41 protein-coding genes are annotated in these 21,786 nt (G+C 36.1%); all 41 read right to left on the bottom strand.

Annotated features, from left to right (window positions below):
* The coding region (locus tag RWL86_RS07145) for an alpha/beta hydrolase (RefSeq protein WP_314078343.1) at window positions 1-289 on the bottom strand (289 nt) is incomplete at its 3' end.
* 81 nt (window positions 290-370) lie between these two features.
* Window positions 371-1,615, bottom strand: a complete 1,245-nt coding sequence (locus RWL86_RS07140; RefSeq protein WP_314078342.1) for an aminopeptidase — start codon at window positions 1,613-1,615, stop codon at window positions 371-373.
* 59 nt (window positions 1,616-1,674) lie between these two features.
* On the bottom strand, window positions 1,675-2,427 hold the full coding sequence (gene truA, locus RWL86_RS07135) for a tRNA pseudouridine(38-40) synthase TruA (protein ID WP_314078341.1): 753 nt from the start codon (window positions 2,425-2,427) through the stop codon (window positions 1,675-1,677).
* A 221-nt stretch (window positions 2,428-2,648) separates the two neighbouring features.
* Window positions 2,649-2,924, bottom strand: coding sequence for a hypothetical protein (locus tag RWL86_RS07130; RefSeq protein WP_314078338.1), 276 nt, complete (start codon window positions 2,922-2,924; stop codon window positions 2,649-2,651).
* Window positions 2,925-2,929: 5 nt separating this feature from the next.
* On the bottom strand, window positions 2,930-3,730 hold the full coding sequence (locus RWL86_RS07125; RefSeq protein ID WP_314078336.1) for an energy-coupling factor transporter transmembrane component T: 801 nt from the start codon (window positions 3,728-3,730) through the stop codon (window positions 2,930-2,932).
* The gene (locus tag RWL86_RS07120; RefSeq protein WP_314078334.1) at window positions 3,720-4,589 is read right to left on the bottom strand and encodes an energy-coupling factor ABC transporter ATP-binding protein; all 870 of its coding nucleotides are present in this window, start codon (window positions 4,587-4,589) and stop codon (window positions 3,720-3,722) included. Before RWL86_RS07120 ends, RWL86_RS07125 begins: the two co-directional genes overlap by 11 nt.
* Window positions 4,565-5,416, bottom strand: coding sequence for an energy-coupling factor ABC transporter ATP-binding protein (locus tag RWL86_RS07115; protein ID WP_314078332.1), 852 nt, complete (start codon window positions 5,414-5,416; stop codon window positions 4,565-4,567). The genes RWL86_RS07120 and RWL86_RS07115 overlap by 25 nt, the downstream gene beginning before the upstream one ends.
* Before the next feature lie 236 nt (window positions 5,417-5,652).
* Window positions 5,653-6,033: a 50S ribosomal protein L17 gene (gene rplQ / locus RWL86_RS07110; RefSeq protein ID WP_314078330.1), complete on the bottom strand. Its 381-nt coding sequence runs from the start codon at window positions 6,031-6,033 to the stop codon at window positions 5,653-5,655.
* A gap of 32 nt (window positions 6,034-6,065) precedes the next feature.
* Window positions 6,066-7,010 (bottom strand): DNA-directed RNA polymerase subunit alpha, encoded by a 945-nt coding sequence (locus RWL86_RS07105; protein WP_314078328.1) that lies wholly within the window; start codon window positions 7,008-7,010, stop codon window positions 6,066-6,068.
* A 70-nt stretch (window positions 7,011-7,080) separates the two neighbouring features.
* Window positions 7,081-7,467 (bottom strand): 30S ribosomal protein S11, encoded by a 387-nt coding sequence (rpsK, locus tag RWL86_RS07100; protein WP_005607440.1) that lies wholly within the window; start codon window positions 7,465-7,467, stop codon window positions 7,081-7,083.
* Between the two features lie 27 nt (window positions 7,468-7,494).
* Window positions 7,495-7,860: a 30S ribosomal protein S13 gene (rpsM, locus tag RWL86_RS07095; protein WP_006703292.1), complete on the bottom strand. Its 366-nt coding sequence runs from the start codon at window positions 7,858-7,860 to the stop codon at window positions 7,495-7,497.
* A gap of 23 nt (window positions 7,861-7,883) precedes the next feature.
* Window positions 7,884-7,997, bottom strand: a complete 114-nt coding sequence (rpmJ, locus tag RWL86_RS07090; RefSeq protein WP_005607444.1) for a 50S ribosomal protein L36 — start codon at window positions 7,995-7,997, stop codon at window positions 7,884-7,886.
* A 35-nt stretch (window positions 7,998-8,032) separates the two neighbouring features.
* On the bottom strand, window positions 8,033-8,251 hold the full coding sequence (gene infA / locus RWL86_RS07085) for a translation initiation factor IF-1 (RefSeq protein WP_005607446.1): 219 nt from the start codon (window positions 8,249-8,251) through the stop codon (window positions 8,033-8,035).
* Between the two features lie 112 nt (window positions 8,252-8,363).
* Complete coding sequence (locus tag RWL86_RS07080) at window positions 8,364-9,023, bottom strand: adenylate kinase (protein ID WP_314078326.1); 660 nt, start codon at window positions 9,021-9,023, stop codon at window positions 8,364-8,366.
* Between the two features lie 68 nt (window positions 9,024-9,091).
* Complete coding sequence (gene secY / locus RWL86_RS07075) at window positions 9,092-10,390, bottom strand: preprotein translocase subunit SecY (protein ID WP_314078325.1); 1,299 nt, start codon at window positions 10,388-10,390, stop codon at window positions 9,092-9,094.
* Entirely contained in the window at window positions 10,390-10,830 is a 441-nt protein-coding gene (gene rplO, locus RWL86_RS07070; RefSeq protein ID WP_314078323.1) for a 50S ribosomal protein L15, read from the bottom strand. The genes secY and rplO overlap by 1 nt, the downstream gene beginning before the upstream one ends.
* Window positions 10,831-10,862: 32 nt before the next feature.
* On the bottom strand, window positions 10,863-11,042 hold the full coding sequence (gene rpmD / locus RWL86_RS07065) for a 50S ribosomal protein L30 (protein ID WP_006703288.1): 180 nt from the start codon (window positions 11,040-11,042) through the stop codon (window positions 10,863-10,865).
* A 13-nt stretch (window positions 11,043-11,055) separates the two neighbouring features.
* A complete protein-coding gene (gene rpsE / locus RWL86_RS07060; RefSeq protein WP_006703287.1) occupies window positions 11,056-11,556 on the bottom strand; it encodes a 30S ribosomal protein S5 in 501 nt (166 codons plus the stop codon).
* Between the two features lie 21 nt (window positions 11,557-11,577).
* Window positions 11,578-11,943: a 50S ribosomal protein L18 gene (gene rplR, locus RWL86_RS07055; RefSeq protein ID WP_314078319.1), complete on the bottom strand. Its 366-nt coding sequence runs from the start codon at window positions 11,941-11,943 to the stop codon at window positions 11,578-11,580.
* A 59-nt stretch (window positions 11,944-12,002) separates the two neighbouring features.
* Window positions 12,003-12,539 (bottom strand): 50S ribosomal protein L6, encoded by a 537-nt coding sequence (rplF, locus tag RWL86_RS07050; RefSeq protein WP_314078317.1) that lies wholly within the window; start codon window positions 12,537-12,539, stop codon window positions 12,003-12,005.
* Window positions 12,540-12,565: 26 nt separating this feature from the next.
* Complete coding sequence (gene rpsH / locus RWL86_RS07045) at window positions 12,566-12,964, bottom strand: 30S ribosomal protein S8 (RefSeq protein ID WP_314078314.1); 399 nt, start codon at window positions 12,962-12,964, stop codon at window positions 12,566-12,568.
* Between the two features lie 32 nt (window positions 12,965-12,996).
* Entirely contained in the window at window positions 12,997-13,182 is a 186-nt protein-coding gene (locus RWL86_RS07040; protein ID WP_005607459.1) for a type Z 30S ribosomal protein S14, read from the bottom strand.
* A 26-nt stretch (window positions 13,183-13,208) separates the two neighbouring features.
* Entirely contained in the window at window positions 13,209-13,748 is a 540-nt protein-coding gene (gene rplE, locus RWL86_RS07035; protein WP_006703283.1) for a 50S ribosomal protein L5, read from the bottom strand.
* 24 nt (window positions 13,749-13,772) lie between these two features.
* Window positions 13,773-14,084 carry a 50S ribosomal protein L24 gene (gene rplX / locus RWL86_RS07030; protein ID WP_006703282.1) on the bottom strand — a complete coding sequence of 104 codons (312 nt, stop codon included), beginning with the start codon at window positions 14,082-14,084 and terminating at the stop codon, window positions 13,773-13,775.
* A 30-nt stretch (window positions 14,085-14,114) separates the two neighbouring features.
* Window positions 14,115-14,483, bottom strand: coding sequence for a 50S ribosomal protein L14 (gene rplN / locus RWL86_RS07025; protein WP_005607465.1), 369 nt, complete (start codon window positions 14,481-14,483; stop codon window positions 14,115-14,117).
* 38 nt (window positions 14,484-14,521) lie between these two features.
* Window positions 14,522-14,788 carry a 30S ribosomal protein S17 gene (gene rpsQ, locus RWL86_RS07020; protein ID WP_006703281.1) on the bottom strand — a complete coding sequence of 89 codons (267 nt, stop codon included), beginning with the start codon at window positions 14,786-14,788 and terminating at the stop codon, window positions 14,522-14,524.
* A gap of 24 nt (window positions 14,789-14,812) precedes the next feature.
* The gene (gene rpmC / locus RWL86_RS07015; RefSeq protein ID WP_006703280.1) at window positions 14,813-15,019 is read right to left on the bottom strand and encodes a 50S ribosomal protein L29; all 207 of its coding nucleotides are present in this window, start codon (window positions 15,017-15,019) and stop codon (window positions 14,813-14,815) included.
* Entirely contained in the window at window positions 15,009-15,443 is a 435-nt protein-coding gene (gene rplP, locus RWL86_RS07010; protein WP_006703278.1) for a 50S ribosomal protein L16, read from the bottom strand. The genes rpmC and rplP overlap by 11 nt, the downstream gene beginning before the upstream one ends.
* Window positions 15,444-15,445: 2 nt before the next feature.
* Entirely contained in the window at window positions 15,446-16,108 is a 663-nt protein-coding gene (rpsC, locus tag RWL86_RS07005) for a 30S ribosomal protein S3 (protein ID WP_314078307.1), read from the bottom strand.
* Between the two features lie 3 nt (window positions 16,109-16,111).
* The gene (gene rplV / locus RWL86_RS07000) at window positions 16,112-16,468 is read right to left on the bottom strand and encodes a 50S ribosomal protein L22 (RefSeq protein WP_006703275.1); all 357 of its coding nucleotides are present in this window, start codon (window positions 16,466-16,468) and stop codon (window positions 16,112-16,114) included.
* A gap of 19 nt (window positions 16,469-16,487) precedes the next feature.
* Window positions 16,488-16,769 (bottom strand): 30S ribosomal protein S19, encoded by a 282-nt coding sequence (gene rpsS, locus RWL86_RS06995; RefSeq protein ID WP_006703273.1) that lies wholly within the window; start codon window positions 16,767-16,769, stop codon window positions 16,488-16,490.
* Between the two features lie 51 nt (window positions 16,770-16,820).
* Window positions 16,821-17,651 carry a 50S ribosomal protein L2 gene (gene rplB / locus RWL86_RS06990; protein ID WP_006703271.1) on the bottom strand — a complete coding sequence of 277 codons (831 nt, stop codon included), beginning with the start codon at window positions 17,649-17,651 and terminating at the stop codon, window positions 16,821-16,823.
* A 40-nt stretch (window positions 17,652-17,691) separates the two neighbouring features.
* On the bottom strand, window positions 17,692-17,982 hold the full coding sequence (gene rplW, locus RWL86_RS06985; RefSeq protein ID WP_006703269.1) for a 50S ribosomal protein L23: 291 nt from the start codon (window positions 17,980-17,982) through the stop codon (window positions 17,692-17,694).
* Window positions 17,982-18,605, bottom strand: a complete 624-nt coding sequence (rplD, locus tag RWL86_RS06980; RefSeq protein ID WP_314078302.1) for a 50S ribosomal protein L4 — start codon at window positions 18,603-18,605, stop codon at window positions 17,982-17,984. The genes rplW and rplD overlap by 1 nt, the downstream gene beginning before the upstream one ends.
* A 26-nt stretch (window positions 18,606-18,631) precedes the next feature.
* A complete protein-coding gene (rplC, locus tag RWL86_RS06975) occupies window positions 18,632-19,264 on the bottom strand; it encodes a 50S ribosomal protein L3 (protein ID WP_314078300.1) in 633 nt (210 codons plus the stop codon).
* 25 nt (window positions 19,265-19,289) lie between these two features.
* Window positions 19,290-19,598: a 30S ribosomal protein S10 gene (gene rpsJ, locus RWL86_RS06970; protein WP_039849279.1), complete on the bottom strand. Its 309-nt coding sequence runs from the start codon at window positions 19,596-19,598 to the stop codon at window positions 19,290-19,292.
* 382 nt (window positions 19,599-19,980) lie between these two features.
* The gene (locus RWL86_RS06965; RefSeq protein ID WP_314078299.1) at window positions 19,981-20,208 is read right to left on the bottom strand and encodes a hypothetical protein; all 228 of its coding nucleotides are present in this window, start codon (window positions 20,206-20,208) and stop codon (window positions 19,981-19,983) included.
* 38 nt (window positions 20,209-20,246) lie between these two features.
* On the bottom strand, window positions 20,247-20,474 hold the full coding sequence (locus RWL86_RS06960; RefSeq protein ID WP_314078296.1) for a hypothetical protein: 228 nt from the start codon (window positions 20,472-20,474) through the stop codon (window positions 20,247-20,249).
* A gap of 12 nt (window positions 20,475-20,486) precedes the next feature.
* Window positions 20,487-20,678 (bottom strand): hypothetical protein, encoded by a 192-nt coding sequence (locus RWL86_RS06955; RefSeq protein WP_314078294.1) that lies wholly within the window; start codon window positions 20,676-20,678, stop codon window positions 20,487-20,489.
* Window positions 20,679-20,819: 141 nt separating this feature from the next.
* Window positions 20,820-21,137, bottom strand: a complete 318-nt coding sequence (locus tag RWL86_RS06950; protein ID WP_314078291.1) for a hypothetical protein — start codon at window positions 21,135-21,137, stop codon at window positions 20,820-20,822.
* 12 nt (window positions 21,138-21,149) lie between these two features.
* Window positions 21,150-21,680, bottom strand: coding sequence for an NUDIX hydrolase (locus tag RWL86_RS06945; protein ID WP_314078288.1), 531 nt, complete (start codon window positions 21,678-21,680; stop codon window positions 21,150-21,152).
* Window positions 21,681-21,786: the final 106 nt, after the last annotated feature.

Here is a 21,786-nt window from a genome sequence, read left to right as displayed (position 1 = left end):
TACTTGCTACAATCGATAAAACTGGAATATTGCTACTACTGAAATCAACACTTTTGTCTGGATAACTAGCGAATAAAATCAGTCCTGCTAAGTGATTTTCTTTTTGTAAGGTTACAGCATCTAAGCTTGCAACAACTCCCCCTAAAGAATGTCCTGCTACATATACTTTATCCAAATTCTCTTCAGGAGTTCCACGATAAGTAAATATAAGAATCAATCCATAAAATAATAAAGTCAATGCAAATAACGCCCCAAAAATTCCATAAAACCATTTTCTTTGTCGAGTCATACTTACAACTCCCTTCGTTTGCTAAATAAAAAACATCCCATCCATCTGAGGTTAACAATGGATAGGATGCTTTCAATGTCATTAAATAGCCCAGTCTCCATTACGGAAGATTGGTACAACTGTTCCGTCTTCACGAATACCGTCAACATTCATATTTGGTCCACCAATCATGAAGTCCACATGAACGTCTGAACGATTTAAGCCGGCTGCAGCTAATTCTTCTTCAGTTTCAAATTTTTCTCCACCTTTAACACTTGTCGCATAAGCTGAACCAATTGCTAAGTGGTTAGAAGCATTCTCATCATACAATGTATTAAAGAATGTAATTCCTGATTGAGAAATTGGAGAAGGGTCGCTTACTAACGCAACTTCACCTAACCCACGAGCACCCATATTTTCGAATACTAAGTCTTTCATTACTTGGTCACCTTTTTCAGCAGAAACTTCTACGATTTGACCGTCTTTAAAGGTAACTTTGATTCCTTCGATAATATTTCCGTTATAACTTAATGGTTTTGTACTTGTTACATAACCATCTGCTACACGATAATCTGGAGCTGAGAACACTTCTTCTGTAGGCATATTTGCAATAAAATGTTCACCTTGTGCATTATAGCTTCCTGCACTTTCCCACACGTGGTTTTTAGGCATTCCAAGAGTTAAGTCAGTTCCTGGTGCAGTGTAATGTAATTTAGCAAATTGTTCTTTATTTAAAACAGCTGCTTTTTTGTCTAATTTTTCTTCATGTTCTTTCCAAGCCGCAACTGGGTCGTCAGCATATACTCGGCAAGTTGTAAAGATTTGATTCCATAATAAATCTACAGCTTCTTCAGTTGATGTTGCTTCTGGGAATACTTTTTTAGCCCATGCGCTACCTGCAGCAGCTGCTACTGTCCAACTTACTTTATTCGATTGAGTTGCAACACGCATTGGTTTTAAAGCAACACTTGTAGCTTTCATTGATTTTGCAAGACGACTTGTATCTACTCCATTTAATGCATCTGGATCTTTAGAGACAATACTTAAACGACTTGCTTTGTGGTCTAATAAATAGTGCATTTCTTGTACTTTATATTCTGGAACAGTCGTGATACGATCTTCCGCAGCATATAATAAACGGTCACGATTAATTTCATCATCACTCCATTGAACGATAACTTCACTTGCTCCTAATTGATACGCTTCTTTTACTAATAAACGTGCAAATACTGCTTGCTCCACTTCCGCATAAATGACTACTGTATGTCCCGGTTGAACATTAATCCCAGTAGACACTAGTAATTTTGCATATTTTTGTAAATTTACATCAAAATTTTCTAATACCATCGTATCTCTCCTTTAAATTAAATCCGTTTCTATTGTAACATACTCTTGATAAAACTGCATTATTCCTTTTCTTCATAGAAAACTTCATCCAAATACAAGCCTTGAGGAGGAGCGGTTGGCCCTGCTTTTTGTCGGTCCATTGCTACTAAAATCTCTTTCATATCTGAAACAGGTCGTAGTCCATCTCCGATTTGAAGACTCGTGCCCACTAATATACGAATCATATTGTATAAAAATCCATTTCCTTCAAACGTAAAGACTAATTCCCCTTCTTGCTCTACTACTTCTGCTTTCGTAACAGTTCTAACCTTTGATTCCTTATCTGTCTTTGTAGAACAAAAACTTGTAAAATCATATTCTCCGATAACAGCTTGTAAAGCTTCATTCATCTGATTCACATTAACTCTATAAGGATGGTGCAGAGTATATAAACGACTAAATGGATTCACAAATTTTTGAATATTTACTCGGTAAATATATCGTTTACCCGTCACACTATATCTTGCATGAAAGTCATCACTAACTGCCATCACTTCTCTTGCACAAATATCATCCGGTAATAAACTATTTAATGCTCTTTGTAAATTTTTTTCTTCAATTTTTGTCGGATAATCAAAATGTATCACTTGTCCATTTGCATGTACTCCTGAATCTGTTCTCCCTGAACCACAAACCGGAATATACAATCCCTTTGTCATTTTTCTTAGTGCTTTATTTAATTCTGCTTGAATACTATTACCATTTTCTTGCACTTGAAAGCCTACATAGTTCGTTCCATCATAACTTAAAATGACTTTATAACGAAATCCCACTCGATTTCCTCCTTCACGATTTCTTCGATTTATTGTACCACATTCCTGTTCGAAAAGTGGAAAAGACTTCCCCATAGTAGCAATAACAACCTACTACGGGAAAGCCTTTAATTCAATTGTTGTTTAATTAAGCGTACAACTACTACTTTTAGCGAATCCAAATTTCTCGAAATCTCTTGTACATTTTTATGAATCATAAAATCTACAACAACATTATCTAATCACAAATCAAAAATATAGTCCCAAGTTGTATTCGAAATATGTAAATTTGAATTTGCCAATAAGTAGGGATAGTCTCTTTGAAGTTTTCTAACACCATGTTGGATTTCAGCTAAATCCTTATTCAATGCTGAAATTTGCCTTCTTTTAAACCAATTTAAAATCAGACTATCACTAAAAAAATCAAATAGCATCCATGTTCTTAATTTTTTCATACGTATTTCAGCATGATAGATTTTTCTTAATAAATATCTTAATAATGCTAAATCTTGTTTCATACTTATTATTGTCCTCTAAATAACACTAAAGCAATCGTTAAAATCACTAGTGATGTTGCAGCTATTCCATCAATTTTACCATATGTAAGAACTCTGTATTTTGATCTCCCCGTTCCACCTTGGTATCCTCTTGCTTCCATTGCCGTTGCCAAATCTTCCGCACGGTTAAATGAACTCACAAATAATGGAATTAAAATCGGAATAATGGCTTTCATTTGTTCGAATAAATTTCCTTCACCGAAATCTACGCCACGAGCTCTCTGAGCATTCATAATTTTTTGCGCTTCATCCATTAATGTAGGAACAAAACGTAAAGCAATCGATAACATTAAAGCAATCTCATGAACTGGAACACCAATTTTCCCTAATGGTTTCATAATCGATTCCATGGCATCTGCAATTTGCAAAGGAGGAGTTGTTAAAGTCATTAATGTAGAGATAAAAATAATGAACATAAATCTTAAAAAGATAAAAATCGCATTGATAACCCCATAGGAAGTAATCTTAATGAAGGCCCATTCAACATAAACATCTCCACCTGTTGTAAATACCATTTGCAATACTACTGTAAACAAGATAACCCACAATAGTGGTTTTACTCCATTCCAAAAGAAACTCATTGGAATTTTAGAAGCCAATAAAGCAATCATTGTAAATATTGCTAAAATAAAATAAGTTAGCCAATTATTCGCAAGGAATACAATAATAATAAAAAGAAAAGTGGCTAAAAATTTTGTACGTGGATCCAAGCGATGAATAAAAGAATCCCCTTGTAAATAACGACCTAATAATAATTTATCGAGCATCTTCATTCACCCCACGTTCTTCTAGGATAGCATCCGCTAGTTCTTCTAAGGTTAACGGCATTTTAGTTGTATTCCAACCTTTAGATTTTAATTTTTCTACAAAAGCTAAAGTAGTTGGAACTCCTAATTGCTTTTCTAATAACCATGAAGCATCTTCGAAAACTTCTTTAGGAGCCCCTTCCTTTACAACACTTCCTGCTTCAATGACAACAACATGATTAGCATAATCACTTACATCATTCATTTGATGCGTTACTAAAACTATCGTTAAATTTTGTTCTTTATGCAATTTATAAAACATTTCCATCATTTCAAAGCGACCTTTTGGGTCAAGTCCAGCTGTTGGTTCATCCAAGACTAACACTTCTGGTTTCATTGCTAATACCCCTGCAATAGCAACTCGTCTCATTTGTCCCCCAGATAAATCAAATGGTGATTTTTTCAAAACATCTTCTGGTAATCCAACTGTTTTTACTACTTCAGCTGCAATTTTTAAAGCTTCTTCTTCACTTACACCAAAATTTTTAGGTCCAAAAGCAATATCTTTTTCAACCGTTTCTTCAAATAATTGTGCTTCTGGAAATTGAAAAACAATCCCAACTTTTTTACGTAAAGGTTTTAAGTCTTTATTACCGGTTGTTGAATCAATCGTTTTTTCTCCTAATTCTACAACTCCTTCAGTTGGTTTCAACAAAGCATTTAAATGTTGAAGAATTGTTGATTTCCCAGAACCTGTATGTCCAATAATCGCAACATAAGAACCATCTTCAATAGAAAACGAAATATCATGTAATGCTCTCATTTCAAATGGCGTACCAGCTTGATAGGCAAATCCTACTTGTTTAAAACGGATGTCCATAACCATTCCACCAACCCTTCTTCATCTAAATATTCACTTGGAACATTTAAGCCTTTTTCTTTTAATACTGCTTTTAATTTTTCAGAAAAAGGAACATCTAAACCTTTATCCACTAATGTTGTACCCATTTCAAAAATTTCAGAAGGTGCACCAATACGATTGACTTTCCCGCCTTCCATTAATAATACTCGATCTGCACTTGCAGCCTCTTCCAAATCGTGAGTAATCGAAATAACTGTAATTCCTTTTTCCTTATGAAGTTTTTGAATCGTAGAAATCACTTCAAATCTCCCTTGTGGATCTAACATAGAAGTAGATTCATCTAAAATCACTACTTTAGGCGCTAATGCAATCATGCCAGCAATTGCTACACGTTGTTTTTGTCCTCCTGATAATCGTGCAGGTTCTTTATCTTTAAATGGAGTCATGCGAACCATTTCTAAAGACGAATTGATTTTTTGAATCATTTCCTCACGAGGCATTCCAATATTTTCCAATCCAAATGCAATATCATCTTCTACAGTAGTACCAACAAACTGATTGTCTGGATTTTGAAACACCATTCCAACTTTTCGTCTAGCTTCATAGACTGTTTCTTCTGTTAATAATTGACCATCAATATAAATTGAGCCTTCATTAGGTTCTAATAGTCCATTCATCATTTTAGCTAATGTTGATTTCCCAGAACCATTATGACCAATAATTGCTAACCATTCACCAGGATATACATCGATACTTACATCTGATAATGCTTCTCTTTTATCATCGTCATGATAATGAAAATGAATATTTTTTATTGAAATAACTGGTTGAACCAATTTCTTCACCTCTTCACCTTTAATTATGTATAAAAATAAAATATGTATAAAAACAAAAAAAGACACCTTCATGATGAAGTGCCTTCCCGTCATCGCTGACGGGGAGACAGCGAGCTAGACTAAATAATCATGAGAAAGAATAAGGCTACTTTACAGTAGCCTCAGACTTCTCATCCTACAATCGCAAGATGATTATTACCATCATGACGCTCATTTATAACCATCAAAAAGTGTTTGTTTATCTATTAAACTAATTCAATGATAACCATTGGTGCAGCATCGCCACGACGAGGTTCAGTTTTAAGAATACGAGTGTATCCACCTTGACGTTCGCTGTAACGTGATGCTAAACCATTGAATAATTTTTGTAATGCAGTTTCAACAACGATTTTTTCGCCTTCTTCACGTACATCTGCTACCTCGTTACGAACATATGCAGCTGCTTGACGACGAGCATGTAAATCTCCACGTTTACCTAAAGTAATCATTTTTTCAACAGTTGAACGGATTTCTTTAGCACGAGCTTCTGTTGTAACGATGCGTTCGTTAATAATTAAGTCAGTTGTCAAGTCACGTAATAACGCTTTACGTTGTGAACTTGTACGTCCTAATTTACGATAAGCCATTTTTTAATATTCCTCCTTCTTAAGAGTTTCTATTAGTCTTCACGACGTAAATCTAAATTTAATTCGATTAATTTGTGTTTAACTTCTTCAAGCGATTTACGACCTAAGTTACGAACTTTAATCATTTCCGCTTCAGATTTATTCGTTAATTCTTGTACAGTATTGATTCCCGCACGTTTTAAGCAGTTATAAGAACGAACTGATAAGTCCAATTCTTCAATCGTCATTTCAAGCATTTTCTCTTTTTGAGTTTCTTCTTTTTCGACCATAATTTCTACTTGACGAGTTTCATCTGTTAAATTAACAAAAATATTTAAGTGCTCAGTTAAAATACGAGCTGCTAAACTAATAGCTTCTTCAGGAGAGATTGAACCATCTGTCCATACATCAAGCGTTAATTTATCATAAATATTTTTTTGTCCAATTCGAGTATTTTCGACTTGGTAGTTCACTTTACTAATCGGAGTATAAATAGAATCAATTGGGATTACACCAATTGGCATATTTTCAGATTTATTATAGTCAGCACGAACATAACCACGACCATTTTTAGCGTTCATACGAACATGGAAGCGATGACCTTCAGCTACTGTACAAATATATAAATCAGGGTTAAGGATTTCGATATCACTATCATGTTTGATATCTCCAGCTGTCACAACAGCAGGACCAACGATATCGATTTCTAACACTTTATCATCTTCGCTAAAAGATTTTAATGCAATTTTCTTAATATTTAAAATGATTGCAGCAACATCTTCTACCACGCCATCTATTGTTGAAAATTCATGTAACACGCCATCCATTTGGATATCTGTTACTGCAGTACCAGGGAGTGACGATAATAGAATACGGCGTAATGAGTTCCCTAATGTAGTACCATAACCGCGTTCAAGTGGCTCAACAACGAATTTACCAAATTTAGCATCTTCGCTGATCTCAATCGTTTCAATTTTTGGTTTTTCAATTTCGATCATTATTATTTACCCCTTTCAAAACGTACGTACAATGTGCGATTGTCCAACAAAATTCAACAATAACAATCCATTACACACGACGGCGTTTTGGAGGACGACATCCATTATGAGGGATTGGTGTTACGTCACGAATTGCTGTAACTTCTAAACCAGTAGCTTGTAATGAACGAATTGCAGCTTCACGACCTGAACCAGGACCTTTAACTGAAACTTCAACTGTTTTCATACCATGCTCCATTGAACCTTTCGCAGCAGATTCAGCAGCCATTTGAGCAGCAAATGGTGTTGATTTTTTAGAACCTTTAAATCCTAAAGCACCTGCAGAAGACCATGAAACAGCATTTCCATGTACATCTGTAATCATAACAATTGTATTATTAAATGTTGAACGGATGTGAGCTACACCAGATTCAATATTCTTTTTCACGCGGCGTTTGCGTACAACTTTCTTTGCCATGAAGAATTAACCTCCTTCTTCTCTAAATTATTTTTTCTTACCTGCAATAGCCTTAGCTGGGCCTTTACGAGTACGAGCATTGTTTTTAGTATTTTGACCACGAACTGGTAAACCACGACGATGGCGAACACCACGATAAGAACCAATTTCCATCAAACGTTTGATGTTTAAGTTCACTTCACGACGTAAGTCACCTTCAATTTTTAGTTTATCCACTTCTGCACGGATACGGTCTAATTCATCATTTGATAAATCACGAACACGAGTATCTTCACTTACATTAGCAGCAGCTAATACTTGTTTAGAAGTCGTAACACCGATACCGTAGATATAGGTTAAAGAAATAACAACACGTTTTTCACGTGGAATATCCACACCTGCAATACGAGCCATACTTTTAAGTACCTCCTTATAAATTATCCTTGACGTTGTTTATGTTTGGGATTTTGACAAATCACCATAACTTTACCATTGCGTTTAATTACTTTACATTTTTCGCAAATTGGTTTTACTGATGCTCTAACTTTCATTTAAGTTCCCTCCTTTATATCATTAACGGAGTCCATTATTTAAAGCGATATGTGATTCTTCCGCGCGTTAAATCGTAAGGTGATAATTCAACCGTTACTTTATCGCCCGGTAAAATCTTAATATAGTGCATCCGGATTTTACCAGATACATGCGCTAAAACCTCATGACCATTTTCAAGTTCGACCTTGAACATCGCATTTGGTAATGTTTCATTAACAATACCTTCAATTTCAATTACGTCTTCCTTTGCCATGCTTCATCCTCCTCACTTTTAAAAAGTTGTTACGGATTTTACTGACGGACTTCTACCGTTATCTAACTTTCTAATTATACCATTTCAGCTACAATAAATGCAAGATAACAGGTTAAGCTTTGTGCGGTTCGCCCATAATTGATTGAATTGTGTTAAACAAATGATCAATCCCGCTTTCACCATCTACATTATGTAAAACTTCTTTTGCATTGTAGTAGTTTAAGATTGGTTTTGATTGTTCAATATTAATTTGAATACGATTTTCAACAGTTTCAGGTTTGTCATCTTCACGTTGGTAGAAATCGTGTTCTCCACAACGATCACATGTGCCTTCTACTTTAGTTGGTTTATTGATTTTGTGATAAGTAGCTCCACAGTTTCTGCAAATGAAACGTCCTGTTAAACGTTGCATTAAAATTTCTGGATTTACATCAATATTGATAACTGCATCAATTTTACGACCTAATTCATCCATAATTTTATCAAGTGCTTCAGCTTGAGCTTGTGTTCTTGGAAAACCATCCAATAAAAATCCGTTTTTAGTATCGTCTGCTTGTAAACGTTCCTTAACAATTCCGTTAGTAACTTCATCAGGAACTAATTCACCTTTGTCCATAAAAGATTTAGCTTTTAGTCCTAACTCTGTTCCTTGTTGCATTGCTGCACGGAACATATCACCAGTTGAAATATGTGGAATGTTATAAGTAGCAACAATTTTTTCTGCTTGAGTTCCTTTACCTGCTCCAGGTAAGCCCATTAAAATAATATTCATAATATCTCCTTTACATTGTAGATGAAGAAAAGACAAAACATTCAAAAATATTTTGTCAATCTTCCTCATTACTCTTGGATAAACCCTTTATATTTACGTTTAATTGCTCGGCCTTCAATTTGACGGCTAATTTCAAGTGCAACCCCAACTACGATTAGTAAGTTTGTTCCACCTAACATTAAACCACGTGGTAGATTCCACAAAGCTGCAGCAACCATAGGTAATAATGAAATACCACCTAGGTAAAGGGCTCCGACTGTACTCAATCTTAAAAGCATTCCAGAAATATAATGTTCTGTGTCTTTACCAGGTCTTACACTTAAGATGTAACCACCTTGTTTTTGTAAGTTTTCCGCAACTTTTTCAGGGTTAACTTGTACAAATGCATAGAAGTATGTAAATACTACTATTAAAAAGATATATAAACTTGCACCTGCTGGTTTTTGGTAATCAAATATATTTGTTGCAACTTGATACCAACTTTCCTCACTGTATTGACCATGAACAGCACTTAATACAGTTTGAGGTAATGCTATAAACGAACTTGCAAAAATTACTGGAATAACCCCTGCAGAGTTGATCTTCAATGGTAACCATGAAGCTTCGCTTGCTCCTGTTGGACGTTTAGAGTATGAAATCGGCAAGCGACGTTGCGCTTGTTCAATATATACTACTAACATAACCACTAAAAGTATTGCAACTGCTAAAGCAGCTGTAAACCCATAAGCACGATACAACTCTTCATCGACTTTTCCTTGTAATTGATTAACATAAAATTCATAAATATCATGTGGCATACGAGCTACAATCCCTGCAAAGATAATAATAGATACACCATTACTAATTCCATTTACAGTAATCATATCCCCTAGCCATGTAACAAACATTGTACCTGCTGTTAAAACTAAAGCAATCAACAAGTATGTTGAAATACCAGGATTATTAATTAATCCATAGTTTGCATACGCATTGAAACCAAATGATATCGCAAATGCTTGGAAGAATCCAATTACGATTGTTAAATAGCGAGTAGCGGTATTTAATTTACGTCGACCAACTTCCCCTTGTTTAGACCATTCTACGAATGTAGGAAGAATATCCATTTGTAATAATTGAACTACGATTGACGCAGTGATGTAAGGAGAAACTCCCATCGAAAAGATGGAAAAGTTTGACAATGCCCCACCACTAAATGTATTTAAAATACCAAAGAAACCCGACGATGCAAATGATTCAATAGCTGATGCATTAACACCAGGAACTGTAATATGCGTCCCAATTCTAAATACGACTAATACCATTAATGTATATAATAGACGTTGTCTAATATCTTTTGTTGTGATCGCATTTTTAAGTAGAGAGAACATTAAATCACCTCTACAGTTCCACCTGCAGCTTCAATTGCTTCTTTTGCTGCTTGAGAGAATTTATTTGCTTTAACAGTTAACTTACGTTCAAGTTTTCCGTTTGCTAATACTTTGATACCGTCTTTTTCATTTTTAACGATACCTGCCTCAACTAGTACAGCAGCAGTCACTTCTTGTCCATCTTCGAAACGGTTTAATGTTTCTAGATTTACGACTGCATATTCTTTACGATTAATATTTTGGAAACCACGTTTTGGTAAACGACGGAACAATGGAGTTTGTCCACCTTCGAATCCTAATCTAACGCCACCGCCTGAACGAGCTTTTTGACCTTTGCTTCCACGTCCTGCAGTTTTTCCGTTTCCTGAACCTTGACCTCTACCAACACGGTTACGTTCTTTACGTGAACCAGCTGCTGGTTGTAATTCATGAAGTTTCATGTTTCGGGCACCTCCTCTTATAAGTTGATTAATTAAACTTCCTCAACATCCACTAGATGTGATACTGTGTTAACCATGCCTTTGATAGCATCGTTAGCTGGTTTTACAACTGTTGAACGAATTTTTGTTAAGCCTAATGCTTTACAAGTATCGATTTGGTTTTGAGGACGTCCAATCAAGCTTTTCTTTAAAGTAATCTTTAATTCTGCCATTTTAATGTCCTCCTTATCCTAAAAGTTCTTCAACTGATTTGCCACGTAATGCAGCAACATCTTCAACACGTTTTAATTGTTTCAAACCTTCGATTGTAGCACGAACCATGTTTACAGGTGTGTTTGAACCTAAAGATTTTGAAGTTACATCAGCGATACCTGCTAATTCAACAACGGCACGAACTGGTCCACCTGCGGCAACTCCTGAACCGGCTTGAGCTGGTTTTAGTAATACATTACCACCGCAGAAACGTCCGATAACTTCGTGAGGAATTGTAGAACCACTTGTAGGTACTTCAATTAAGTTTTTCTTAGCATCTTCGATTGCTTTACGGATTGCTTCTGGAACTTCTTGTGCTTTACCAGTACCAAATCCAACATGTCCATTACGGTCACCAACTACAACTAAAGCAGCAAAACGTAAACGACGTCCACCTTTAACAACTTTTGTTACGCGGTTAATCGCAACTACACGATCTTCTAATTCTAAGTTTCTTGCATCAATATTAACCATGAATTGTGGGTCCTCCTTTTCCTAGAATACTAGTCCATTTTCACGTGCAGATTCAGCTAATGCTTTTACACGTCCATGGTATAAATATCCACCACGGTCAAAGACTACTTTCTTAATATTTTTTTCAAGTCCACGTTCTGCAATTAATTTACCAACTGCAACAGCTTCCTCAGTTTTTGTTCCATTTTCTACATTTGTATCTAAAGTAGAGGCACTTGCTAGCGTCACACCCGCTACGTCATCAATTAGTTGAGCGTAGATGTTTTTGTTAGAACGAAAAACGTTCAAGCGTGGGCACTCAGCAGTACCAGAAATTTTGCGACGAACACGTGCGTGACGGTTTTGACGCACTTTATTTTTGTCTGGTTTTGTAATCACAATTTTCACCTCTTATAATATATTTTTATGCGACTAATAGCGCAACAAAAGGTAAATAATTACGAAAATTATTTACCTGTTTTACCTTCTTTACGACGTACAAACTCGTCAACGTAACGAATACCTTTACCTTTATATGGTTCTGGTGGACGTACGCCACGAATGTTAGCAGCTAATTCGCCAACTTTTTGTTTGTCATAACCTTTAACGATTACTTTAGTATTTGAAGGAACTTCGATTTCTAATCCTTCTTCTGGAGTGAATTCCACTGGATGAGAATATCCAACGTTTAATACAAGTTTTTTACCTTGTAATTGAGCACGATACCCAACCCCGATTAATTCCAATTCTCTTTGGAATCCTTCAGTAACACCAACAACCATGTTGTTGAATACTGCGCGAGTTGTTCCGTGGATTGTTTTGTTTTCTTTTGAGTCATCTGGACGAGTGAAAACAACTTCACCTTCATTTTGAACTAATGTGATATTTTGGTTGAATGTATATGATAATTCACCTTTTGGACCTTTAACAGTTACTGTATTGTCCTTTAAGTCGATTGTTACGCCTGCTGGGATAACAACTGGTTTATTTCCGATACGGCTCACTTGGCTGCACCTCCTTGTTTTCTAGATTACCAAACGTATGCTAGAACTTCTCCACCTACGTTTTTAGCTCTTGCTTCTTTGTCTGTAATAACACCTTCAGATGTTGATACGATTGCGATACCTAAACCGTTTAATACTTTAGGAACTTCGCCTGTTTTAGCGTACACACGTAAACCAGGTTTTGAAATACGTTTCAATCCTGTGATTACACGTTCGTTATTTTTTCCATATTTCAAGAATACTTTGATGACACCTTGCTTACCATCTTCTTCAACAGTGAAGTCTTTAATAAATCCTTCAGATTTTAAGATGTTAGCAATAGCCACTTTAATATTTGATGACGGAACTTCTAAAGATTCGTGACGAACCATGTTCGCATTACGAATACGAGTTAAGAAATCCGCGATTGGATCTGTCATAACCATTAATGAGTACCTCCTTTATCAAGTAGTAATGATTACCAACTTGCTTTCTTCATTCCTGGGATTTGCCCTTTATAGGCAAGCTCACGTAAACAAATACGGCAAAGTTTGAATTTACGATAAACTGAATGTGGTCGACCACAACGTTCACAACGAGTATATTCTTGTGTTGAATATTTTTTTGGACGTTTGTTCTTTGCGATCATTGATTTTTTAGCCAAACTACTCGCCTCCTGTGAGTTTTATTTTATTTTTGGAAAGGCATTCCAAGTTGAGTTAATAATTCTTTAGCTTCTTCATCTGATTTAGCAGTAGTTACGATAACGATATCCATACCACGTACTTTGTCTACGCGATCGTAGTCAATTTCAGGGAAGATTAATTGTTCTTTCACACCTAAAGTGTAGTTTCCACGTCCGTCAAATGATTTTTTAGAGATTCCACGGAAGTCACGTACACGAGGTAATGAAACTGTTACTAATTTATCTAAGAAATCATACATACGTTCGCCACGTAAAGTAACTTTAGTACCGATAGGCATACCTTCACGTAAACGGAAACCAGCGATTGATTTTTTAGCTGTAGTAACAACTGGTTTTTGACCAGAAATTAATGTTAATTCTTCAACTGCTTTTTCTAAGTTTTTAGCATTTGATGTAGCATCACCAACACCCATGTTGATAACGATTTTTTCTACTTTAGGCACTTCCATAATTGATTTGTAGTTAAACTTTTCCATTAAAGAAGCTACCACTTCGTTTTTGTATTTTGCATTTAAGCGATTCATGCAGGATGGTCCTCCTTCCTAAAATTACTTATCTAGTACTTCACCTGTGCGTTTAGACACACGAACTTTTTTACCATTTTCAACCTTGTAGCTAACACGTGTAGCTGCACCTGTTGAAGGGTCAATTAGCATTACGTTTGAAACATGAATTGGTGCTTCCATTTCAACTACGCCGCCTGTTTGGTTAGCTTGAGATGGTTTTTGATGTTTCTTAACAATGTTTACACCTTCAACAAGAACTCGGTTTTGTTTTGGAAAACTTTTTAGGATTACTCCTTCTTTTCCTTTGTATTTACCTGAGATTACTTTAACTTTATCACCAGTTTTTACGTGCATGTGTTACACCTCCTTCGATTTTGATGAGAATTATAATACTTCTGGAGCTAATGAAACGATCTTCATATAGTTGTTATCACGTAATTCACGTGCAACTGGTCCAAAGATACGTGTTCCACGAGGGCTCTTATCATCACGAATGATTACACATGCGTTTTCGTCGAATTTAATGTAAGAACCGTCTTTACGACGAGCTCCTGATTTCGTACGAACGATTACAGCTTTAACAACGTCACCTTTTTTAACAACCCCACCTGGTGTTGCTTGTTTAACAGATGCAACGATTACGTCACCGATGTTAGCTGTTTTGCGGCCAGATCCGCCTAGAACTCTAATTGTCAATACTTCACGAGCGCCTGAGTTGTCAGCCACTTTTAAACGAGTTTCTGTTTGAATCACTATTGGTTCCTCCTTTCAAATGTATACACAATTTGAAATTAAATAATTACTGCTTCTTCAACAATCTCAACTAAGCGGAAACGTTTTGTTGCTGACAATGGACGAGTTTCCATGATCTTAACAATATCACCGATTTTAGCTGAGTTATTTTCATCATGAGCTACAAATTTTTTCGTATATTTAACGCGTTTTCCGTAAGTTTTGTGACGTTTGTAAGTTTCAATTGCAACTACAATAGTCTTTTCCATCTTATCTGAAACAACGCGACCTTGATACACTTTACGTTGGTTACGTTCTACAGTCATGTTCATTGCCTCCTTTGCTGATGATTATTTTTGCAATTCTTCTTGACGCAATGCAGTCTTGATACGCGCAATTTGTTTACGTACTTCACGAATGCGTGCTGTACCTTCTAATTGACCAGTAGCAAGTTGGAATCGTAAGTTGAATAGTTCTTGTTTTAATTCTTTTTCTTTTTCAACAAGTTCAGCAGTGGATAACCCTTTAAGTTCTTTTCTAAGTGCATTAACCTTCATTCGATTCACCACCATTTTCTTCGCGTTTCACAAATTTTGTTTTAACTGGCAATTTGTGTGATGCCAAACGTAAAGCTTCACGAGCTACTTCTTCTGAAACTCCAGCAATTTCAAACATGATTTTACCACGTTTAACTGGTGCTACCCAACCTTCAGGTGCCCCTTTACCAGAACCCATACGTACCCCGATAGCTTTAGCTGTGTAAGATTTGTGAGGGAAAATTTTAATCCATACTTTCCCACCACGTTTCATATAACGAGTCATTGCAATACGAGCTGCTTCGATTTGACGGTTTGTAATCCAGTGAGATTCTGTTGCTTGTAAACCGTATGTACCGAATACTACTTCTTTACCACCTTTAGCTTCCCCGCGCATTTTACCACGGAACTCACGACGGTGTTTTACACGTTTTGGTACTAACATGTTTATTTCCCTCCTTTCTCAGAGTTGTTGTTCTTTCTTGTTGGTAATACTTCATCACGGTAAATCCAAGTTTTAACACCTAATTTTCCGTATGTTGTATCTGCTTCTTCCCAAGCGTAGTCAATATCTGCACGTAATGTGTGTAATGGAACAGTTCCTTCAGAGTAGCTTTCTGAACGAGCGATATCTGCACCGTTTAAACGACCTGATACCATTGTTTTAATTCCTTTAGCACCTGCACGCATTGTACGTTGGATTGCTTGTTTTTGTGCACGACGGAAAGCGATACGACGTTCTAAGTCATTTGCAATTCCTTCAGCAACTAATTTTGCATCTAAATCAGGTTTTTTAATTTCCACGATATTGATGTGTACTTTTTTACCTGTTAATTTATTTAAGTTTGTACGTAATTTATCAACTTCAGATCCACCTTTACCGATAACCATACCAGGTTTTGCAGTGTGGATTGAAACATTAACGCGGTTAGCTGCACGTTCAACTTCAATTGTTGAAACGCTAGCGTCGCTTAATTGTTTACGGATATAATCACGGATTTTTAAATCTTCATGCAAGAATTCTGCGAAATCTTTTTCTGCGTACCATTTTGAATCCCAGTCACGGATGATTCCGACACGCATTCCAATTGGATGAATTTTTTGACCCACTGATTATCCCTCCTTCTTCTCTGATACCACTACAGTGATGTGGCTTGTGCGTTTTAAGATTTGTGAAGCTGAACCTTTAGCACGTGGACGGAAACGTTTCATTGTTGGTCCTTCGTTCACGTATGCTTCGCTTACATATAAGTTTTCAACATCTAAGTCGAAATTGTGTTCAGCATTTGCAATTGCAGACATCAATACTTTTTCTACGATTGGTGAAGCTGCACGTGGTGTGAATTTCAAGATTGAAATTGCATCACCGATTTTTTTACCTCTAATTAGATCGACAACAAGACGAGCTTTACGAGGTGCAATACGAACTGTTTTAGCAACTGCTTTTGCAGATGTGATTTGTTCTGACATAGTTTAAGTCCTCCCCTCGTTATTTACGTTTACTCTTCTTATCATCATTTGCATGACCACGGTAAGTTCTTGTTGGTGCGAATTCACCTAGTTTGTGTCCTACCATGTCTTCTTGAATATAAACTGGAACATGTTTTCTGCCGTCATATACAGCAATTGTTTGTCCAACAAAGTTTGGGAAAATTGTTGAACGACGAGACCAAGTTTTGATCACTACTTTTTTGTCGCTTCCTTGAGCTGCTTCAACCTTTTTCATCAAATGTTCATCGACGAAAGGTCCTTTTTTCAAACTACGACCCATTATGGAAATCCTCCTTCCAAAATTTTAATAGAATCAGATTTGTTTTAATAATTATTTTTTACGACCACGAACAATAAGTTTGTTTGAACGAGCTTTCTTGCTGCGAGTCTTGTATCCAAGAGCTGGTTTACCCCATGGAGATACTGGTGTTGGACGTCCGATTGGAGCACGACCTTCACCACCACCGTGTGGGTGATCGTTAGGGTTCATTACAGATCCACGAACTTCTGGACGTTTACGTTTCCAACGAGCACGACCAGCTTTACCAATGTTAATTAATTCATGTTGTTCGTTACCAACAGTACCGATTGTTGCACGGCAAGTTGCTAAAATCATACGAACTTCACCTGAGTTCAAACGAACTAAAGTGTATTTACCTTCTTGACCAAGTACTTGAGCACTTGTACCAGCTGAACGAACTAATTGTCCGCCTTTACCTGGTTTTGTTTCAATGTTGTGGATAACAGTACCGACTGGAATGCTTCCTAATGGTAATGCATTACCTACTTTAATATCAGCGTTAACGCCTGATTCGATACGTTGTCCTACTTGTAAACCTTTTGGAGCAATGATATATGCTTTCACACCATCAACATAGTGAATTAAAGCAATGTTTGCTGAACGGTTTGGATCGTACTCGATTGAGTGAACAACTCCTTCAACGTTATCTTTGTTACGTTTGAAGTCAATCACACGATAAGCACGTTTGTGTCCGCCACCTTGGTGACGTACTGTGATTTTACCTTGGCTGTTACGACCAGCGTTGTTTTTTGATGATTCTAACAAAGTTTTTTCTGGTGTTGACTTTGTAATTTCGCTGAAATCATAACCTGTCATATTACGACGGCCGTTTGAGGTTGGATTATATTTTTTAATCGCCACGTCTAATTCCTCCTATATAATAGTAGTTTTGCTTCGAAGATTATGCTTCTTCAGCGAAGATTTGAATATCTTTTGAGTCTTTTGTAAGCTTCACGATTGCTTTACGACGTTTGTTTGTGTAACCAGCATAGCGGCCAACACGTTTGAATTTAGCACGTACATTTAAGATGTTAACTTTTTCTACTTTAACACCAAAAATTTCTTCTACGGCTTGACGTACTTCGATTTTGTTTGCGCGTACGTCTACTTCGAAAGTATATTTCTTTTCGTCAGTAGCAAGCATTGAAGCTTCAGTAATGATTGGGCGTTTGATTACGTCACGTGCATCCATTATTGAAGTCCCTCCTCTACTTTAGAAAGAGCAGCTTGTGTTAATACTAATTTATCGTTGTTTACAACATCTAAAACAGTAACTTGTGTTTCGTCAACAATTGTTACGTTTGGAATGTTACGTGCAGCTAATTGTGCAAATTCGTTTGAAGATTCAACAACTACTAACACTTTTGTGTCAACTTTTAAGTTAGCTAATACTTGTGCAAACTCTTTTGTTTTTGGTGCGTCGAATTGTAATGCTTCCACTACAACAAGCTTTTGATCTAATACTTTTTGTGATAATACTGATTTAATCGCTAAGCGACGTACTTTTCTTGGTAATTTGTAACTATATGAACGAGGTGTTGGTCCGAATACAATACCTCCGCCACGCCATTGTGGTGAACGGATTGATCCTTGACGAGCACGACCAGTTCCTTTTTGGCGCCATGGTTTACGGCCGCCTCCGCTTACTGCACTACGGTTTTTAACTGCGTGAGTTCCTTGACGTAATGAAGCGCGTTGCATGATTACTGCGTCGAATACTACATTTTCATTTGGTTCAATTCCGAAGATATCTGAGCTTAACTCAATTTCTCCATTTGTTGTTCCATCTTGTTTGTATAATGTAACTTTTGTCATTCTCTCGTTCCTCCTTCCTTACTGAATTATTTTGATTTAATAGCTGTTTTAATTTCTACTAATGATTTTTTAGATCCTGGTACATTACCTTTGATTAAGATAACGTTACGTTCTGCATCAACTTTAACCACTTCAAGGTTTTGAATAGTGATACGGTTTCCACCCATTTGTCCAGGTAATGCTTTACCTTTGAATACACGTGATGGGAATGATGCTCCACCCATTGAACCAGGACGACGGTGGTAACGAGAACCGTGAGCCATTGGTCCACGAGATTGACCATGACGTTTAATCGCACCTTGGAAACCTTTTCCTTTAGATGTTCCTGTTACGTCAACGATGTCACCTGCTTTAAATACATCCACAGTGATTTCTTGTCCTACTTCGTACTCGCTAAGCTCGACATTGTTGAATTCACGAATGAAGCGCTTAGGAGTAGCATTTGCTTTTGCTACATGACCTTTTGCAGGGCGATTTGATAAAACTTCACGTAAGTCGTCGAAACCTAATTGAACAGCTTCGTAACCGTCGTTTTCGATTGTTTTTAATTGAAGAACAACGTTTGGAGTTACTTCTACAACTGTTACTGGAATAAGTTCACCTGATTCTGTAAAGTATTGAGTCATCCCTACTTTTTTGCCTAAGATTCCTTTGGTCATGGTTACACCTCCATTTTTCTATTTATTATAATTTGATTTCGATGTCAACGCCGCTTGGTAAATCAAGCTTCATTAAGGCATCAACAGTTTTTGGCGTTGGATTAACGATGTCGATCAAACGCTTGTGTGTACGCATTTCAAATTGTTCGCGAGAATCTTTATATTTGTGAGTCGCACGAATAACTGTATATAGCGATCTTTCTGTAGGCAATGGAATTGGACCAGCTACGCTAGCACCAGTTCTTTTTGCTGTTTCTACGATTTTTTCCGCTGATTGATCAAGCGCACGGTGTTCGTAAGCTTTCAAACGGATACGGATTTTTTGTTTTGCCATTTTCTTTCCTCCTTCGTCTAATGTTGTCATAAGACTAGCTCCACGCGAATTTCCGACGTCTCCCTTCCGTGGCAAAGCGTCCGGGTGTGTCGCAACCTCTCGTTTCATAGCTACCCCTGTTTCCTTTTCAGGGGGGTGTCAGTAGCGGACATACTTATCCCCTGTGACACTTTTAATAGTATACATGTTTACCAAAAAAAATGCAAGCTTTTTTTGTTGATTTATCAATCTTTTTTTATACAAACGCCGCCGTGTGTTTCATTTTTGTTTAAAAACAGCTAGAAACATTGTTATATCAACGTTTCTAGCTGTTTGATTTAAACTTTTAAAATTTATGAAAACCAATACAATTTTTTCTCTAAAAAATTTATGTTAAAAAATTTTATTTTTCTTCTTTTTCAATCAGAGCTGTTACTACGAATAAAAATAAAATTGTGACTAGCGAAATGGAGTAAGGATAATTAAATTCTTCTCCAAATGAATGTTTAAAGTACAATACATTAAATAATTTAATCAGAATTGGAATTACATTTATAACAATTGCCGCAGCCCAAACCCTTTCCCCTGTAATATTTACTTGTTTTTCTTTACCATTCTCATCTTTTCTCATTGTTACTTCTCCTTAAACTTTTACCAAAATTTTAAATTTCATTTTTTCTCTTTTTCAATATTAGCTGTCACGAAGAATAAAAAGAATATCGGAAACAGTGACATTAAATAAGTGAAATTAAACTCTTCTCCAAATGCAACTTTAAAGTAAAACACATTAAACAGTTTAATTAGAATTAGGATTACATTGATAATGAGTACTGCTGCCCAAATTGTTCTTCCTGTAATATTCACTTGTTTTTCTTTATTATTTTCATTTTTTCTCATTGTTATTCCTCCTTACACTTCTTCCGATATAACGCCTAATAGGATTGGAATGAAGAGTACAAACTTTTCTCCTGTTACATAGTCAATGACTGATTCTCCACCAACGAATACTTTCACCATTAATATCGTTAACACTGCAACATAAAACCAGAATAAGTTTTTAAATATTTTTTTCATTTTGTTATTTTCTTTTACTTCTGTCATTCCAATCACTTCCTTTACGTTTTTACATATTTAGTATATCTAATTCTCCCCTTATCGTTTAGTGCCTAAAGTCACTACTTACCATGACTAAAGTCACTAAATAAGCTAGAGACTTTTTAATTCTCTAGCTTCACATTTCTTCTATCTCTCTGTACAAACTCGAATATCTGCGTTTTCTGGCGCTGCTTTTAATAATACTGCCAACAAATCCGCACTACTTGTAACTGCTACTGCTTGATTCCCCCATTCTACAAAATAATACTGCCGTTCCTTTAACGGTTCTACCTCGAACACTCTAGCAACTAATTTTCCTAATGGAGAAAAGCTTTTTTTCATTTCACTTAAATTATCTTCTTCCAACGCTTCTAATATCCCTTTAAATTCATCTGGCAGCAACTGTATTTGATTCGCATTTAATAAATGCGTCAACAGTTTAAAATCATAATAGGATTGATTCACTTTTCTCGCCTCCTATCGATTTTCATCTAACCATTGTTTGGCTACTTTCAAAATTGGTAACTCTCGATTCGTTAGTAATCTTCCTAGTTTTTTGTCTGTTTGTCTTTCATACAATTTGACCGCTTCTTCATATCCAAGGATTAATACCTTCATTTGAAAATCATTTTTTTCATAATCTGTTAATTCTTGCTCTCCACGACTCTTCACTTTACACAAATAATAATGATTGATATTATGACGATTCAATGCGTGATAATAGTCACTCACAATTCCAATTTTACATAGCAGTTCACTTTCGATACCTAATTCTTCCTTAACTTCTCGTAAAACTGCCTCTTCAGCATTTTCACTTTCTTCTATACCACCACCGGCAGTTTCGATATAAGTTCCGCATCCAAATAAATCATCTCTAGTAATTTGAACAAAATAAAATTGTTCTAAATCGTCTACAACAATCGCTCTTGCACAATGACGATCTTTTTGTTCTCCTGCTCTTTCCCATTCCTTATCTTCTAATTCTAAGTAAAATTGTAAATCTTTCATCTATCTCCCTCCACTCTCAATCATTATTATATAACTTTTTTATTTTAAAATAAAAAGAGGCTGGGCAAAAAGTCTCAAAAATAGAAGAAAGCACTATAAAATTCTG

Origin of the sequence: uncultured Granulicatella sp. (assembly GCF_963515095.1) — a bacterium.
Taxonomy (GTDB): domain Bacteria; phylum Bacillota; class Bacilli; order Lactobacillales; family Aerococcaceae; genus Granulicatella.
The sequence above is the reverse complement of the archived record's forward strand: the minus strand, read 5'-3'. Positions and strand labels throughout refer to the sequence as shown.